General features: G+C 67.7%; 14 protein-coding genes, 1 tRNA gene and 2 pseudogenes. 9 read left to right on the top strand and 8 right to left on the bottom strand.

Annotated features, from left to right (window positions below; translation table 11 throughout):
* Nucleotides 1-382 (bottom strand): annotated as a pseudogene (locus A9X03_RS05430) (AarF/ABC1/UbiB kinase family protein); the annotation flags it as partial.
* Nucleotides 383-463: 81 nt separating this feature from the next.
* Between A9X03_RS05430 and A9X03_RS29685 the strand changes: the two are divergent.
* Entirely contained in the window at nucleotides 464-637 is a 174-nt protein-coding gene (locus A9X03_RS29685; RefSeq protein WP_197499210.1) for a hypothetical protein, read from the top strand.
* On the opposite strand, the gene A9X03_RS05425 is transcribed toward A9X03_RS29685, so the two are convergent.
* Entirely contained in the window at nucleotides 634-1,449 is an 816-nt protein-coding gene (locus tag A9X03_RS05425) for a TOMM precursor leader peptide-binding protein (protein ID WP_067750997.1), read from the bottom strand. The two genes, A9X03_RS29685 and A9X03_RS05425, sit on opposite strands and share 4 nt — an antisense overlap.
* A 78-nt stretch (nucleotides 1,450-1,527) precedes the next feature.
* Nucleotides 1,528-2,907: a zinc-dependent metalloprotease gene (locus A9X03_RS05420; protein WP_197499209.1), complete on the bottom strand. Its 1,380-nt coding sequence runs from the start codon at nucleotides 2,905-2,907 to the stop codon at nucleotides 1,528-1,530.
* Nucleotides 2,908-2,984: 77 nt separating this feature from the next.
* On the opposite strand from A9X03_RS05420, the gene A9X03_RS05415 reads away from it, so the two are divergent.
* The gene (locus tag A9X03_RS05415; protein WP_067750990.1) at nucleotides 2,985-4,007 is read left to right on the top strand and encodes a PDZ domain-containing protein; all 1,023 of its coding nucleotides are present in this window, start codon (nucleotides 2,985-2,987) and stop codon (nucleotides 4,005-4,007) included.
* A gap of 78 nt (nucleotides 4,008-4,085) precedes the next feature.
* Nucleotides 4,086-7,067, top strand: coding sequence for a UPF0182 family protein (locus A9X03_RS05410; RefSeq protein ID WP_068260020.1), 2,982 nt, complete (start codon nucleotides 4,086-4,088; stop codon nucleotides 7,065-7,067).
* Between the two features lie 127 nt (nucleotides 7,068-7,194).
* Here the strand turns inward: A9X03_RS05410 and A9X03_RS05405 are convergent, their stop codons facing one another.
* A complete protein-coding gene (locus A9X03_RS05405; RefSeq protein ID WP_197499208.1) occupies nucleotides 7,195-8,175 on the bottom strand; it encodes a GlxA family transcriptional regulator in 981 nt (326 codons plus the stop codon).
* A 73-nt stretch (nucleotides 8,176-8,248) separates the two neighbouring features.
* On the opposite strand from A9X03_RS05405, the gene A9X03_RS05400 reads away from it, so the two are divergent.
* From A9X03_RS05400 to A9X03_RS05385, 4 genes are all read left to right on the top strand, one after another.
* The gene (locus tag A9X03_RS05400; RefSeq protein ID WP_068260017.1) at nucleotides 8,249-8,899 is read left to right on the top strand and encodes an HD domain-containing protein; all 651 of its coding nucleotides are present in this window, start codon (nucleotides 8,249-8,251) and stop codon (nucleotides 8,897-8,899) included.
* A 13-nt stretch (nucleotides 8,900-8,912) separates the two neighbouring features.
* On the top strand, nucleotides 8,913-9,611 hold the full coding sequence (locus tag A9X03_RS05395; RefSeq protein WP_067785087.1) for a nitroreductase family protein: 699 nt from the start codon (nucleotides 8,913-8,915) through the stop codon (nucleotides 9,609-9,611).
* Between the two features lie 22 nt (nucleotides 9,612-9,633).
* Nucleotides 9,634-10,170, top strand: a complete 537-nt coding sequence (locus A9X03_RS05390) for a cupin domain-containing protein (RefSeq protein WP_067751308.1) — start codon at nucleotides 9,634-9,636, stop codon at nucleotides 10,168-10,170.
* A gap of 137 nt (nucleotides 10,171-10,307) precedes the next feature.
* A tRNA-Met gene (locus A9X03_RS05385) sits at nucleotides 10,308-10,384 on the top strand.
* 55 nt (nucleotides 10,385-10,439) lie between these two features.
* On the opposite strand, the gene A9X03_RS05380 is transcribed toward A9X03_RS05385, so the two are convergent.
* The 3 genes and pseudogenes from A9X03_RS05380 to A9X03_RS30060 all read right to left on the bottom strand — a co-directional run bounded on the left by A9X03_RS05380 (nucleotide 10,440) and on the right by A9X03_RS30060 (nucleotide 12,930).
* Entirely contained in the window at nucleotides 10,440-11,672 is a 1,233-nt protein-coding gene (locus A9X03_RS05380; RefSeq protein ID WP_197499207.1) for a cytochrome P450, read from the bottom strand.
* 72 nt (nucleotides 11,673-11,744) lie between these two features.
* On the bottom strand, nucleotides 11,745-12,053 hold the full coding sequence (locus tag A9X03_RS05375; protein ID WP_231968744.1) for a hypothetical protein: 309 nt from the start codon (nucleotides 12,051-12,053) through the stop codon (nucleotides 11,745-11,747).
* Nucleotides 12,050-12,930: pseudogene (locus A9X03_RS30060) on the bottom strand (SDR family oxidoreductase). The gene A9X03_RS05375 and the pseudogene A9X03_RS30060 overlap by 4 nt, the downstream one beginning before the upstream one ends.
* 106 nt (nucleotides 12,931-13,036) lie before the next feature.
* Between A9X03_RS30060 and A9X03_RS05365 the strand changes: the two are divergent.
* Nucleotides 13,037-13,633: a TetR/AcrR family transcriptional regulator gene (locus A9X03_RS05365; protein ID WP_255369313.1), complete on the top strand. Its 597-nt coding sequence runs from the start codon at nucleotides 13,037-13,039 to the stop codon at nucleotides 13,631-13,633.
* Nucleotides 13,634-13,673: 40 nt separating this feature from the next.
* Here the strand turns inward: A9X03_RS05365 and A9X03_RS05360 are convergent, their stop codons facing one another.
* Nucleotides 13,674-14,885 carry a cytochrome P450 gene (locus A9X03_RS05360; RefSeq protein WP_067785079.1) on the bottom strand — a complete coding sequence of 404 codons (1,212 nt, stop codon included), beginning with the start codon at nucleotides 14,883-14,885 and terminating at the stop codon, nucleotides 13,674-13,676.
* 272 nt (nucleotides 14,886-15,157) lie between these two features.
* Here A9X03_RS05360 and A9X03_RS05355 point away from each other — a divergent pair, with 272 nt between their 5' ends.
* Nucleotides 15,158-15,832: a TetR/AcrR family transcriptional regulator gene (locus A9X03_RS05355; RefSeq protein WP_067785077.1), complete on the top strand. Its 675-nt coding sequence runs from the start codon at nucleotides 15,158-15,160 to the stop codon at nucleotides 15,830-15,832.
* Nucleotides 15,833-15,958 lie beyond the last annotated feature (126 nt).

Raw genomic sequence — 15,958 nt, 5'->3', positions numbered from 1 at the left:
TGAACCGTTCGCGCCACTTGGTGCCCAGCTGGGCGTCGAGCACCCGGTGCACCTTGTTGGCGGGTAGCGGCGGGGCGTCCTTTTGCAGCTTGGTCAGCGCCTCGCGGTAGGGCTCGCCGTATTCGTCCGGGATGGCGGCCTCCATGACCGACAAGGCCTGGCCGACCTTCATCGCCCCGCCCTTGAGCTCGCCCAAGACGGTGAACAGCTGGTTGGCGGCTTTCTCCATCAGCTCGGCCTGGACTTCGTCCCGCGATTTCCCGGTCAGCCGTTTGCCGAAGCCGAGCGCCGCCCGGCCGGCGAAGCCGACCGGGATGCTGGCCAGCTTCGCGTTGCGCGCCGCCCGGCCCCGTTTGATGTCTGCCACGTATCCATCATCCATGACGTTCCACGCGCCTCGCGCTTGATCTTCGCAACACCCGCTCGCGGGCGGCCGACGGGGAAGCGCCCTAGGTTGTCCCCCATGGCAGCCAAGCAATCACAACACGACGCCGCTGACTCCCTGTTCAGGGCGATCATCGAAACGCTGGACAAGCACCGCAACGACGGCACCCTGACCGCGGAGATCCTGCAACAGCTGGGGACCGCCTACGAGTCGGTGTCGTCGAACGTCCCGGATCAGGGCCGGCTCGGCTAGCTGGCCCGTCCGCACGAGCACAGCGGGTGCCGGGTCCAGCGCCGCGCGACGATGGCGCCGGCGTTGAGGTCGAATTCCAGCGTGGCGTTCAGCGTCTGGGGCGGCATCGCCTCCTGTTGGCGCACGGCGGCGATCACCCGGTTCACCTGGCTGAGCGCCAGCGCCGCGGTCGCCAGCAGCGTGGCCCGGTCGGCCACCCCGACGGTCTCCCGCAGCTGCGCGGAGATCGCGGGCCAGGCCGCGTCGCGGTCCCGCCGATGCAGGTCGGCGCAGCCCAGGCAGCTGGTCGTCCCGGGAATCACCAGCGGGCCGACCAGCCCGACGCCGTCGCGGACCCGCACCGGCAGGTGGGGCACGCCACGGGCGTGCAGGTCGCGGACCATGCGCGGGTCGGCGACCAAGTAATCGGACAGCACCACCAGGTCGACGACGGCGGCCGACACGGCCGCGTGCGGCTGGCTGCTGCGGGCGATCCGGGCGCCCGAGCAGCGCAGCGCCTCGGCGAGCAGCTCCGACAGCGGCCCGCGGCCGTGGATCCGGATGGACGGCGCCCGGCCGCGGGGCTTCCCGCATTCGGTCGCCACGCCCGCGCCGACCAGCTGGTCGACCAGGTCCGTCAGGCCCTCTGCGTCCCGCAGGCCGCGGTCGACGGCGCGCCGCCGCAGCTCGGCCAGCGGCGTGGGTGATCGCATGGTTCGCAGCAGCGCGGCCAGTTCCGCGGCGGGCAGGCCGCCCGGTGGCCGCACCAGCACGGCACGGCGGGGATCCCAGCCGACTTGGACGGCGCCGTCGGGCCGCAGCAGTACCGGCATGGCGGGGTCCAGCGCATAGGTGGAAAGCGTGGCCGGTGACACCGGTGCACTGTGCCACGCCGGGGGTGGGCGCCCCGGTCAGTTATCCACAGGGCCGCGGCCCGGATCCTCGGGGTTCTCCTCGAGCTTGGCGATCGCCTCGTCGATGCCGCTGGTGTCGCCCCCGATGACGCGGTCGATGAAGCCCGCCGGCTCGTCGAGGTCCTCGGCGGCGGGCAGCAGGTCGGGGTGTTGCCAGATGGCGTCGCGGGCGTCCACGCCGGCGGCCTCGGTGAGGCGCTCCCACAGCGCGGCGGCTTCGCGCATCTTGCGGGGCCTCAGCTCCAGGCCCACCAGCGTCGCGAAGGTCTGTTCGGCCGGGCCGCCGGTGGCGCGGCGGCGGCGCAGCGTCTCGCTGAGCGCGGCCGCCCCCGGAATCCGGTCGCCCAGGGCCGCGGTGACCACCACCTGCACCCAGCCCTCGATCAGCGCGAGCAGCGTCTCGAGGCGTTCCAGCGCCTGCGTCTGCGCCGGGGTGGCCTTGGGCTCGAAAACGCCTTGCCCCAGAAGGTTTTCGATGGCCGCCGGGTCCGACAGCGTCGCCGGGTTGAAGTCGCGGGCCAACTCCTCGATACCGCTCATGTCGATCTGCATGCCCATCGCGTAGGCCTCCACCGCGCCCAGCAGCTGGCTCGACAGCCACGGCACGTGGCTGAACAACCGGTGGTGGGCGGCCTCGCGCGCGGCCAGAAACGTCAGGATCTCGCTGCGGGGCTGCTCGAGCCCGGCCGCGAACGACTCCACGGCGTCGGGCAGGATCGCCGCAACGCCCTTGGGCCCCAACGGCAATCCGATGTCGGTGGAGGTGAGCACCTCGCGGGACAGCCGGCCCAGCGCCTGCCCCAGCTGCGAGCCGAAGGCCATGCCGCCCATCTGCGACATCATCGCCATCAGTGGGCCCGCCATGCTCTTGGCCTCCTCGGGCAGCGACGACGCCCACACCGTCGAAATCTGTTGTGCCATCGGGTCGCACAACCGCTTCCAGGTATCCAGGCTGTTGTCGACCCAGTCGGCCGGGCTCCAGCCCACCGCCTTGCTGGTGCCGGCGGGCAGCGCCGTGGCGCCGTCCAGCCAGGTCTCGGCCAGGTGTACCGCGTCGGCGATCGCCGAGTGCGTCGTGGCCGGGATGGGCGCCACGAACCCGATCGAGTTCGTGGCCACCCGGCGCGCCAGCTCGTAGTTGACCGGGCCCGACTGTCCGCCCCCGGCCATCCCGGTGCCCGCGCTGGAAAGCATCTGACCCAGCTGGGTGAAGATCTGCCCGAGGTCGCCCATGCCGAAATCGCCGCTCATGCCGAATGCGCCGAAGGGATCGGAGCCGCCGGAGCCCGAATTGGGATCTTTCTTCCCGGGTTTGTCGGGGTCTTCCCCGTGGGAGAAGCCGAAAGGCAGGTCAGCCATACCGTCAACGGTACTCACCGGGGGAATGGGGTGGGTGGTCTCGGGGTCAGCTTGTGGCTGAACCGGACCGACGGGCTCCGTCTAGTGTAATCGGCGTGAACAGGCGGATTCTGACCTTGATGGTCGCGCTGGTGCCGATCCTGGTCTTCGGCGTGTTGCTGGCGGTGGTGACGGTGCCGTTCGTCTCGCTGGGCCCGGGACCCACCTTCGACACGCTCGGCGAGGTCGACGGCAAGCAGGTGGTGGCGATCGAGGGCACCGCGACGCATCCGACCACCGGGCACCTGAACATGACGACGGTCTCCCAGCGGGACCAGCTGACCCTCGGCGAAGCGCTGACGCTGTGGCTTTCGGGGCAGGAGCAGTTGGTGCCGCGCGACCTGATCTACCCGCCGGGCAAGTCACGGGACGAGGTCGACAAGGCCAACAACGCGGACTTCAAGGAGTCCGAGGACAGCGCCGCCTACGCCGCGCTGGGCTACCTGAAATACCCGGCCGCGGTCACGGTCGCCAAGGTCACCGATCCGGGTCCGTCCGCGGGCAAGCTGAAGGACGGCGACGCCATCGACGCGGTCAACGGCGTCCCGGTGGCCGACGTCGACCAGTTCACCGGGCTGCTCAAGAACACCAAGCCGGGCCAGACGGTGACCATCGACTACCGGCGCAAGAACGAGCCGGCCGGGGTGGCCCAGATTACGCTGGGCGCGAACAAGGATCGCGACTACGGCTTCCTCGGTGTCGCCGTGCTCACCGCGCCCTGGGCGCCGTTCGTCGTCGACTTCAACCTGGCCAACGTCGGGGGGCCGTCGGCCGGCCTGATGTTCAGCCTGGCGGTGGTCGACAAGCTGACCACCGGTGACCTCACCGGGTCGAAGTTCATCGCGGGGACCGGCACCATCTCCGCCGATGGGAAGGTCGGCCAGATCGGCGGCATCACCCACAAGATGGTCGCCGCCCACGCGGCGGGCGCCACGGTCTTCCTGGTGCCGGCCAAGAACTGCTACGAGGCGAACTCGGACAATCCGTCCGGCCTGCGCCTGGTGAAGGTGGAGACCCTCAGCCAGGCGGTCGACGCCCTGCATGCGATCACGTCGGGGGGCCAGCCCCCGAGCTGTTAGAAGCTGAGCGAGCCAAATGGCGGGTCGCGCGATGCGTAGAGTTGTCACCGTCGATCAATCGAGCAGGGAGCGTAGCCAGTGGGGATGCGGCCCACCGCACGGATGCCGAAGCTGACCCGGCGCAGCCGGATTCTGATCCTGATCGCCCTGGGTGTGATCGCTTTGCTGCTCGCCGGCCCCCGGCTGATCGACGCGTACGTGGACTGGCTGTGGTTCGGCGAACTCGGCTACCGCTCAGTGTTCAGCACCGTCCTGGTCACCCGGTTCGTGGTCTTTCTGGTGGCCGGCCTGCTGGTGGGCGGCATCGTGTTCGCCGGTCTCGCGGTGGCCTACCGCACCCGCCCGGTGTTCGTGCCGAGCAACGACAACGATCCGGTCGCGCGGTACCGCGCCGTCGTGCTGTCCCGGTTGCGGTTGGTGGGCATCGGGGTGCCGGTCGCGATCGGCCTGCTGGCCGGCATCATCGCGCAGAGCTACTGGGTGCGCATCCAGCTGTTCATGCATGGCGGGGACTTCGGTATCCGGGATCCGCAGTTCGGCAAGGACCTCGGCTTCTACGCGTTCGACCTGCCGTTCTACCGGCTGCTGCTCAGCTATTTGTTCGTGGCCGTCTTCCTCGCTTTCGTTGCGAACCTGCTGGCGCACTACATCTTTGGCGGAATCCGGCTGTCCGGCCGCGCCGGCGCGCTGAGCCGCTCGGCGCGCATCCAGCTGGTCACGGTGGTGGGGCTGCTGGTGCTGCTCAAGGCGGTCGCGTACTGGCTGGACCGCTACGAGTTGCTGTCGCACACCCGTGGCGGCAAGCCCTTCACCGGTGCGGGGTACACCGACATCAACGCGGTGCTGCCGGCCAAGCTGATCCTGATGGCGATCGCGCTGATCTGCGCCGCCGCGGTGTTCTCCGCGATCGTCCTGCGTGACTTGCGGATTCCGGCCATCGGCCTGGTGCTGCTGCTGCTGTCGTCGCTGATCGTGGGGGCCGGGTGGCCGTTGATCGTCGAGCAGATCAGCGTCAAACCCAATGCCGCGCAGAAGGAAAGCGAATACATCAGCCGCAGCATCGCGGCGACCCGGCAGGCGTACGGGCTGACGTCGGACGTCGTCACCTACCGCACCTACGCCGGTGACACGCAGGCCACCGCCCAGCAGGTCGCCGACGACCGCGCGACCACCTCCAACATCCGGCTGCTCGACCCGACCATCGTCAGCCCGGCGTTCACCCAGTTCCAGCAGGGCAAGAACTTCTACTACTTCCCCGACCAGCTGTCCATCGACCGCTACCTCGACCGCAACGGCTCGCTGCGCGACTACGTCGTCGCGGCCCGCGAGCTCAACCCGGACCGGCTGATCGAGAACCAGCGCGACTGGATCAACCGGCACAGCGTCTACACGCACGGCAACGGGTTCATCGCCTCGCCGGCGAACACGGTGCGCGGCGTCGCCAACGACCCCAACCAGAACGGCGGCTATCCCGAGTTCCTGGTGAACGTCGTCGGCGCCAACGGCAACGTGGTGTCCGACGGCCCCGCGCCGCTGGACCAGCCGCGCATCTACTACGGGCCCGTCATCGCCAACACCTCAGCCGACTACGCGATCGTCGGTCGCAACGGCGCCGACCGCGAATACGACTACGAGACCAGCGCCGAGACCAAGAACTACACCTACACCGGGCTCGGGGGAGTTCCAGTCGGGGACTGGCTGTCGCGCAGCGTGTTCGCCGCGAAGTTCGCGGAGCGAAACTTCTTGTTCTCCAACGTGATCGGTTCCAACAGCAGGATCCTGTTCAACCGCGACCCGGCCCGCCGGGTGGAGGCGGTGGCGCCGTGGCTGACCACCGACAGCTCGGTCTACCCGGCGATCGTCAACAAGCGGCTGGTGTGGATCATCGACGGCTACACCACGTTGGACAACTATCCGTACTCCGAGCTCACCTCCCTGGAGTCGGCGACCGCCGACTCGAACGAGGTGGCGTTCAACAAGCTGGCCCCCGACAAGCAGGTCTCCTACATCCGCAACTCGGTGAAGGCCACGGTGGACGCCTACGACGGCACCGTGACGCTGTACCAGCAGGACGAGCAGGACCCGGTGCTCAAGGCGTGGATGCAGGTGTTCCCCGGCACGGTGAAGCCGAAGAGCGACATCACCCCCGAGCTGGCCGAGCACCTGCGCTATCCCGAGGACCTGTTCAAGGTGCAGCGGATGCTGCTGGCCAAGTATCACGTCAACGACCCGGTGACGTTCTTCTCGACCTCGGACTTCTGGGACGTGCCGCTGGACCCGAACCCGACCGCCAGCAGCTATCAGCCGCCGTATTACATCGTGGCGAAAAACATTGCCAAGAACGACAATTCGTCGTCGTATCAGCTGACCAGCGCGATGAACAGGTTCAAGCGCGACTACCTGGCCGCCTACATCAGCGCCAGCTCCGACCCCGCGACCTACGGCAGGATCACCGTGCTGACCATCCCGGGTCAGGTCAACGGGCCCAAGCTGGCCAACAACGCCATCACCACCGACCCGGCGGTGTCGCAGGACCTCGGCGTGATCGGGCGCGACAACCAGAACCGGATCCGCTGGGGCAACCTGCTCACGCTGCCGGTGGGTCAGGGCGGACTGCTGTACGTCGAGCCCGTCTACGCCTCCCCGGGGGCCAGCGACGCCGCGTCGTCGTACCCGCGACTGATCCGGGTGGCGATGATGTACAACGACAAGATCGGGTACGGCCCGACGGTGCGCGACGCGCTGACGGGGCTGTTCGGTCCCGGCGCGGGCGCGGCCGCGACGGGTATCCAGCCCACCGACGCCGGCAACCCCCAGGCGCCCCCGCCGGTGACTCCGCCCGTGCCTGCCAGCCCTCCCGGATCGCCGCCGCCGACGGCGCTTCCGCCGGTGCCGGACGGGTCGGTGACGCTGTCCCCGGCCAAAGCCGCCGCGCTGCAAGAGATTCAGAGCGCGCTCGGCGCGGCCAAGGACGCCCAGAAGAAGGGCGATTTCGCCGGCTACGGCGCCGCGCTGCAGCGGTTGGACGACGCGATCACCAAGTACAACAACACCAAATAGCCCTCAGGCCCCGTCCATTCCAGCCGACCGTTTCGGCCGACCGCGAGCGTGCGTGTCTGTACACCGACACGCCGAAAAGGGTGGCATTCTGCGCACCCTCGCCGATGTGGCGCACACGAAATAGCCATCACGCGAAGGCCGTTCGGAACCTGTCCCGATAGGCCTTGGGGCTGATGCCCAGGTGGTTGACGAACACCCGCCGCAAGGTCTCGATGCTGCCGAAGCCGGCCATGCCCGCGGTCTCGCTGACGGACCGGCCGGATTCCAGTGCGCCACGGGCGAAGTCGATTCGAACGAGCTCGACGTAGCGGGCCGGGGTCATGCCCAGCTCGGATTGGAAGAGCCGGGTCAGCTGGCGGGTGCTCAGTGACGCCCGGGCCGCAAGGGATTTCACGCTGTGGTTCGCGGCCGGGTCGGCCGCGACCGCGTCGATGACCGCGCGCAGCGGCGACTGCGGCGGCGGATCGGCCTCCACCAACACCGAGAACTGTGATTGGCCCCCAGCGCGTTTGAGGTAGACCACCAGCCACCGGGCCACGTTGCGGACCAGTTCGGTCCCGTAATCCATTTCGACCAGCGCCAGCGCCAGGTCGATGCCGGACGAGATCCCGGCCGAGGTGAACACGTCGCCGTCGCGGACGAAGATCGCGTCGGGATCGACGGTGACATCGCGAAAGGCCCGGGCCAACAGCCGGGTCTCGTTCCAGTGCGTCGTGGCGCGCCGGCCGCTGAGCAGACCGGCCTGGGCGAGGATGAACGACCCCGTGCAAATGGATGCCATCCGCCGGGCTCGCGTCGCTATCGACCTGACGGCCTCGACGAGCGCGGGATCCACCGGCCGCCGGGGCAGGTGGTCGCTGCCGGCGACCAGAACGGTATCCGCGGATTCGATCGAGGAAATCCGGTCGGTGACACCCAGTCGACTGCCGATCGACGTGGTGACGTCCCGGCCGTCCACCGACGCGATCTTGAGCCGGTAGTCGGCTCCGAACCGGTTGGCTTCGACGAACACCTCGCCGGTCCCCGCCACGTCCAGCATCGTCACGTCGTCGAAGACGACGATCACCACCACCCGCGAATGCGCTCCGGTCTCGGCCACGTAAGACATTGTGTCGCTTTCTGTGGACAGGACGGCCCGAACGCCCACGGTCGCCTCGGCCGTGCGGCCGCAGACTGACGGCATGAATACTCAGTCAATGGAAAGCATCGCCGGCATCCGCATCCCCGACTCGGCGTTGGTGCTCGAGGCCACCGATTTCATTCGAGACGCCGAGGACGACCTGCTGTTCCACCACTCGCGGCGGGTGTTCCTGTTCGGCGCGCTGCAGGGCCTGCGCCGGGGGCTGCAGCCCGACCTGGAGCTGCTCTACGTCGCCGCCATGTTCCACGACCTCGGGCTCACCGAGCGCTACGGCACCTCCTCGCTGCGCTTCGAGGTCGACGGCGCGAACGCGGCCCGGGACTTCCTGACGGCGCATGGTGTGGACGAGGCCGACGCCGCCAAGGTGTGGCTCGGGATCGCGTTGCACACCACACCCGGCGTGCCCGAGTTCCTGGACCCCGAGGTCGCTTTGCTCCAGGCCGGTGTCGAGGTCGACGTGGTCGGCATCGGCCGCGACGACCTGGCCCCCGACGCCCTCGCCGCGGTGACCGCCGCCCACCCGCGCCCGCAGTTCAAGCAGCGCATCTTGGCCGCGTTCAACGACGGGATGAAGCACCGCCCGCTCACCACCGCCGGCACCATGAACGCCGACGTGCTGGCGCACTTCGATCCCACCTTCGAGCGGGTCGACTTCGTCGACAAGATCCTCAACAACAGCTGGCCGGAATGAAGGGAGCGGACAGATGGACATTCACGAGGCGCTCTACACCACCAGGATGATGCGCCGGCTGCGGCCGGACCCGATCCCGCGCGACGTGCAGGCCCGCATCCTCGATGCGGCCGTCCGGGCGCCCAACGGGGGCAACACCCAGCGCTGGCACTTTGTCGCCGTCGACGATCCACAACTCATCCACGAGTTCGGCGAACTGTTCCGGCAGGCCCGCGCGCTGGAATACGAGAAGTTCAGCGTGGGTCAGGGACCGATGGTCGTGCCGGGGCCCGGCGTGGACCTCACCGCTCACGCCGAGACGATGCGCCGCATCAAGGGGTCCGGGAACTACCTGGCCGACCACTTCGACGAAGTTCCCCTGTTGCTCTTCGTGTTCGCGATCGACGATCTCGGCGGCGCCAACATCTACCCCGCGATCTGGAGCGCTCTGCTCGCGGCCCGGGCCGAGGGCGTCGGCGGCGTCATGACGATGGTGCTCAACAATTTCCGGGACAAGGTCAACGAGATGCTGGGCGTGCCCGTCGAGGAGGGCTGGGAGATGTCGGCCATGCTGTCCCTCGGCTACCCACTGGGCAAGTGGGGCGTCGCAGCCAATCGCCGCCCGGTGCACGAGGTTTCGTCCCGCAACGGCTGGGGCAAGCCGTTCGGTGTCGAGGTTCCGCAGCCGCTGTGGCCGCCGAGCGAAGCGGCGGGCCTGGCCGCGGCGGGTTGACGGGACCGGGAGGATGAGTCACATGACCGAGCAGGACGACATCGGCGTCACCGTGGTACGGCCGGGCGAGGGCGAGTACGTCGCCCTTCCCGGGTTCGGGGCGGTGTTCAAGCTGACGAGCAAGACCACCGGGGGCGAGGTGTCGATCGTCGAGCACCCGTTCGAGGTCGGCCTGCTCACGGCGGCGCACCGGCACACCCGCGAGGACGAGCACTCGATCGTGCTGGCCGGTGAGATCGGCTTCCGCTCCGACGACAGCGAGGTGGTGCTGGGGCCCGGCGGCTACATCACCAAGCCCCGCGGTCAGATGCACGCGATGTGGAACGCCGGCAGCGAGCCGGGCCGCATCATCGAGGTCATCACCCCGGGCGGGTTCGAGAACTATTTCCGCGAGCTCGGCGAGCTGCTCGTCGAGCACGCCGACGACCCGGTCGGCAAGGTCCTGCACGAGTTGCCCGAGTTCGGCGAACTCGCCGACAAGTACGGGCTGACGTACGGGTCGCCCGACTGGATGGACGACATCGCCCGGCGCTACGGGCTGAAGGCGCCGTCGCACTGACCCGTTGCCGCCGAGATTGCCGTCATGGCTGTGGTCGGCGCCCTGTCCACGACCATGGCGGCAATCTCGGCGCGGCAACCCCGTGACCGCGCGATTTGGTCGCCGTGATGCGGGTTCGGTAACCTGGCATTCACCAACGCGGGGTGGAGCAGCTCGGTAGCTCGCTGGGCTCATAACCCAGAGGTCGCAGGTTCGAATCCTGTCCCCGCTACCAAGTGAAACGGCCCCCGGAGGAGACTCCGGGGGCCGTTTTGGTGCGCAACAACACCTCAGGCGGGGGTGAGGCGGATCGGCAGCCGGGTGGGTCCGCGTAGCGAGCTGTGACGCGACCACTGTGTCGGACCCGCCGGGGTGATTCGGGCGACGCGGCTGACGAGTTGGCGCAGTACCGCCTGGGCTTCCATGCGGGCCAGCGGTGCGCCCAGGCACATGTGTGCGCCGTAGCCGAAGGCGACGTGCGTTCGCGGGTCCCGGTCGGCGCGATACTCGTCGGGATCGTCGAACGCGCTGGGGTCACGGTTGGCCGCGCCGAAGGACAGCAGCACGCGTGATCCGGTGGGGATGGTGACGTCGCCGATGCGGTAGTCCGCGCGGGTGTAGCGGTACAGGTTCTGTATCGGCGTCGTGAAGCGAAGCTGTTCCTCCACGGCCAGGGGGATGAGGTCGGGGTTGGCGCGAATCAGGTCGTATTGGTCGGGCCGTCGGGCCAGCGTGTCGAACATTCCGCCGAGCAGGTTGGTCGTGGTCTCGTTGCCGGCGATCAGCAGGTGGATGGCGATGAGCAGAAGCTGACGGTCGGTGAGGCTGCCATCGGTGTTGTGCTCGATGAGCCGCCCGAGCACGGTGGTCGATCCCTTGAGTCCACCCGCAGCGAATTGCGCTGTGAAATAACGCCACAACGCCACCATCCCCGTTGCCGACTTGGCCGCGTCGACGATACCCGCGAAAGTGGGCCTCAGCTCCATGACTCCCACCGCGCGTTCGGACCAGCGGCGGAAGTCGCCGGCGTCTGAGTCGGGCACTCCGAGGATCTGGGCGATCAGGCGTATCGGCATCGGTATGGCCAAGCGCTGCACGACATCACAGCCGGGGTCGTCCATCACGTCGGTGACGAGGTCGATGGCCAGTTTTTCGGTCATCTCCTGCCAGGACCTCATCGCGCCCTTGCTGAATCCCGGCTGGACTTGTTTGCGCAGCCGGGTGTGTTCCTCACCGTCGGTGAGCACCGCCAGCGGAGCGGACATGCGCAGGCGCGTGACCCCCTGGGTGCTGGTGACCCGGTCGGTGTCGCGCAGCGCCGCCCGCACGTCGTCGAGGCGGCTGACGATGAAGGTGGCGCGCCGGGGGTTGTAGTGCACGCGGCCGCTTCGGTGCAGGGCGCGGTACGCGTCGTACGGGTCCGCGGCGGTGGCGGGGTCTTGCGGGTCGTAGTCGGTGTTGACCGCGCCGGTCCACCCGGCGCGGCCGCGGCGGCGGGTGCGGACGGCGGCAGCGACATTCATCCGCACGGCATGGCCAAGCAGTCGGGCGCCTTCTGCTGCTCCTTGAATGGTCTGCTTCGCGGCCATGCTGGCCTATCCGATCGCGCCGCTGAACCGCCGCGATCGGACCTGGGTCGCGACGATGCAGGTTGTGAGGTAGGCGAGGTAGCAAACCCCCAGGGTGTACGCGTGTAGTCGAGTGCGGGGAAGGGCCGCCAGGATTCCGAGCGTCGTTTCGATGCCACCGTTGATGTAGGTGAAGGCACGCGCGTGCCGGGGAAATGCGAGGCGGTTGAACGGCTCGAACACGCTCGGGGCCAGGAAGTGTGCCAACCCGGCGCAGATCCCGGCGGCCGCGTGCACGGGTCGGTTCTGTCGACGCCGAATCTTGATGTCGGTCAACGGTTTCCGCTCCTCGTCGGGCCGAAGAGGGTTGCGAGGGCTTGACGGGCTGTGGCGAGTTTGGCTCTCGGTGTCAAGGCTGCCAGAACGCCACCGTCGCAGACGATGTCGATGCCGGTGAGATAGCTGGCTCTGTCGCTTGCGCAGAACGCCAGCAGTTCGGCAACCTCCCTTGGCTCGCCGATGCGCCGCAGCGCGGACCGCTCGGCGAGCGCTCCCGAGCCGGTTCGTTCCTCGAGCCTGCCCATGGCGGTGTCGATGGTGCCCGGCGACACCGAGACGATTCGTCCACCGCGACGGCCGAACCTGGCGGCCTGCGAGGAGCAGTACCACTAACGAAATTCTTGCTGATCGAATAGGCGAACCCCGGCCGCATGGCGGCCGGGGCGATATTGCAGGCGGAGGTCATCTTCTTCATGAAGACATCGGCGTCGCGTTGCGCGTGCTTGAAATGACGGCGGGGGACCATGACCCGGGGAAACATGTGCGCCGCAACCGACGCGACGTTGACGATCGCGAATCCGTCCTCGACGGTCGGGTAGAACGCCTCGTTCACGTTGAGCGTGCCCAGGGCGTTGATGCGCACGATGAATTCCGCCGAACCCATGCTGGGGCTCACGCCCGCGGCGTGAACGACCGATCTGACGACGCCGAATCCCATTGCCTGGCTGACCAACTCGGCGACGGACTGGTCATCGGTGATGTCGACGACGGAGGTCTTGCACTCGACGCCACTGGCTTCCAGTTCCTTCGCCGCCGCGTCGAGACCGTCGCGACTGACATCGCAGAGCACGATCGAGTGGTCTCGTCCCAGGAGTTTCGCGGCTGCGAGCCCCATGCCTCCCGCGCCCCCGGTGACGACGCACACGTCACGCATCGGCACCTCCACCGGGCAGTCGAAGCGATCGAATTTCGAGAATATTATTCTCGTAAATAGTGTCACACGGTGCCGCCGGTGTAAAGGGCGGCGGGCTTAGGGTCGTGTGGTGAGCCAACCTCGCCGAGGCCGACCGCGAAGCGCCGCCGCGCACGAGGCGATCCTGGCGGCGACGCGCTCGCTGCTCGTTGACGTCGGCTACGCCGGGATATCGATGGACAAGGTGGCCGCAGCGGCGGGGGTCGGCATGCAGACGGTGTATCGGCGCTGGCCGTCGAAAGCACCCTTGGTGGCCGAAGCCGTCATGCAGCAGTACCCCCCGGCTGACTTCGCGCTCCCCGACACCGGCGATTGCGTCGAAGATCTACGAACGTGGATGCGCGAATACGCCGCACGCACAGCCGCGTCGGAAAATGCCGCGCTCATCCGAGCACTCGCCGCGGCGGCTGCCGAAAATCTCGACGACCGAGACAGCCTCTACCGGCAACTCACCGGTCGCATCCACCACGCGGTGCAGGACCGGTTGCGAAAAGGGATCTCTCAGGGTCAGATTCAGGCCGGCGCCGACGTCGAGGCTGTCGCCGACGCGCTGATCGGAGCAATCCTTTATCGAATACTCAGCGCGACAACACCCGTGAGCGAAACGCTCGACCGGTACGACGGGCTTATCGACACGCTGACGCGAGGACTCGGTCCTCGTTGACCGCGGTTCGCGACGATCTGCGAATTCGATCGCCCACCGGCTATGAGACGAACGCCGGCATCGATTCCCAGCCGCGGACGGCCGAGGCGGACGATAGGCGCGCGTTGTCGGTGTCGATGTTCCATTCGGGGAAGCGCTTGAGGATTTCCTCGAGCGCCACCCGTCCCTCCAGCCTGGCCAGCGCGGCTCCAAGGCAGAAGTGGGCTCCCACGCTGAATGCCAGATGCTGACGCGGCTGGCGATGGATGTCGAAGAGGTCGCCGTCGGGCGGGAATTGGCGATGGTCACGGCAGGCCGAGGCGATCAGCGGCATCATGACGCTGCCCTCGGGCACCGTGTGGCCGTACCAGTCAGTGTCGCGAGTGACGTAGCGGGCCAGGTGCGGTACGGGAGGTTCGTAGCGCAGCAGCTCCTCTATCGCCTGCGGAATCAAGTGAGGATCAGCCGCGATTTCGCGCCGCTGGCCGGGATGGTCGGCAAGAACTTTTCCCGCCCAGCCGAGGAGCCGGGTCGTCGTCTCGTTGCCCGCGGCGGCGATGAGCCCGATATAGAGCAGGATTTCCTCGCGGGTCAGCCGTCGGCGAACCCCAGTCTCGTCATCGAATTCGACGTTGAGGAGCTCGGTCATGATGTCGTCGGAGGGGTGTTCGACGCGCCAGTCGAGATAGGCGGCGAATAGCTCGTCGTAGGCCTCGTCGGGGTTGATGCCCTTGGCCAGGGTCATGGGCTGGCCGGCCTCGGTGAGCAACGACGCATTCGAGCGATCCCGGACGCGCTCCTGGTCCTGCTCGGGGATGCCGACCAGCATCCCGATGACCCTCATCGGCATCTGGGCGCCGAGATCGGCGATGAAGTCGAATCGTCCAGTGCCGACGAGGGGATCGAGGCACTGTGCGCAAAACGCTCGAATTTTGCCCTCGAGTTCTGCGACCTTGCGAGGGGTGAAGATCCGCGCGAGCAGCTTTCGGTGAACGTCGTGAACCGGTGGGTCTTCGAAAACGATGATGCCAGGCGGTATCTCGATGTTGGCCTTGATCACTTCGAGGATCATTCCGCGCGCTGAACTGAAGGTGCCGGTGTCCACAAGCGCACGACTCACGTCGTCGAAACGACTGAGCGCGTAGAAGTCGTACTGCTCGTTGTAGTACAGCGGCGCCTCCTCGCGGAGCCGCCGGAACACGGGATAGGGATCGGCGAGAAGCCCCATATCGTACGGGTCGTAGCGAATGTCGCTGGCCTGGCTTGTGGTCATGGCCGTCCTCCCGCTGCAGGGGAAACTCCGCGCTTCCTCCCGGTATCACAACAGACGCGACGCCAGATGACAAGACGGAATTCTGCGAGATGTTACGTCTAGGCAGCTTGTCGCCGGGAGCGGGTTCCGCCTTGCGCTGCCAAGTCTGTTTGACAGCATCTTGATCCATTCGGGACGGCTGGTCGCACTTGACGTGCGGCCGGGGCTCGCCATACGTTCAGTCGTAGATTGTCACGCCATAGAGGGCTGGAGCGCCACGATGGGTCTTTTCTGTGCGTAGTCATGGGTGGTCGGGTCAAACGCCCTCCTCCGACGAGGAGGCGGTCAACAGGATCCTCGACGCGGTTGACTCCGTGGTGGCGGAAGGCGGATCGGCCGCCGTTCGCATCAGCGATCTCGCCCGGATTCTGGGAGTGAGTCGGCAGACCGTCTACCGCTATTTTCCCAGCGCCGAAGCGCTACTCATCGGCAGCCAAATGCGGGCTGCCAACGGCTTTCTCGATCGTCTGGCCAACCACCTGCGTGGCTGGACGAATCCGGCCGCGGCCCTCGTCGAAGGGGTGGCATTCACCGCCGAGGAGTTCGCCGGCGACCCGCTGATGGCGCGCGTCATGGTGACCCGGCTACCCGGTGGCGCGTCGGCCCCGTCTACCGCCGGCGCCGCAATTAGCCTCGGACGAGAGATGTTTCGACGATATGACGTCGACTGGGAAGCTCACGGCTTTGATCACGCTGCGATCGACGATCTCATCGAAGTCGCTGTGCGCACATTGCAATCGGTTCTGCTCGACCCTCCCGAGCGACAATCTGACCCGGTGGCACTCCGCAGACTGTTGGGCAGATGGCTGGGACCTGCTGTGCTGTACCAACAGCTGACCCGTGACGTCGACGCACTGACCGCTCTGGCGTCGGCCGGCCGACGAATGGCTCCCAGCAAGCCGGCGTGACCGCAGTCGCACGCGCCGTCGAGTTGCCCCTCGATCGCAGACCGATCTGACCCGACGGTGGTCCGTGGTTTCACGTCCGGCCAGGCCCGCAGGCGAAGCCGATCTGCCTGGCCCGCCTAGCGCGCC

Source organism: Mycobacterium sp. E1715 (assembly GCF_001667625.1).
Lineage (GTDB): Bacteria > Actinomycetota > Actinomycetes > Mycobacteriales > Mycobacteriaceae > Mycobacterium.
Note: the sequence above shows the minus strand (reverse complement) of the source record. Positions and strands in the feature narration are given on the sequence as shown.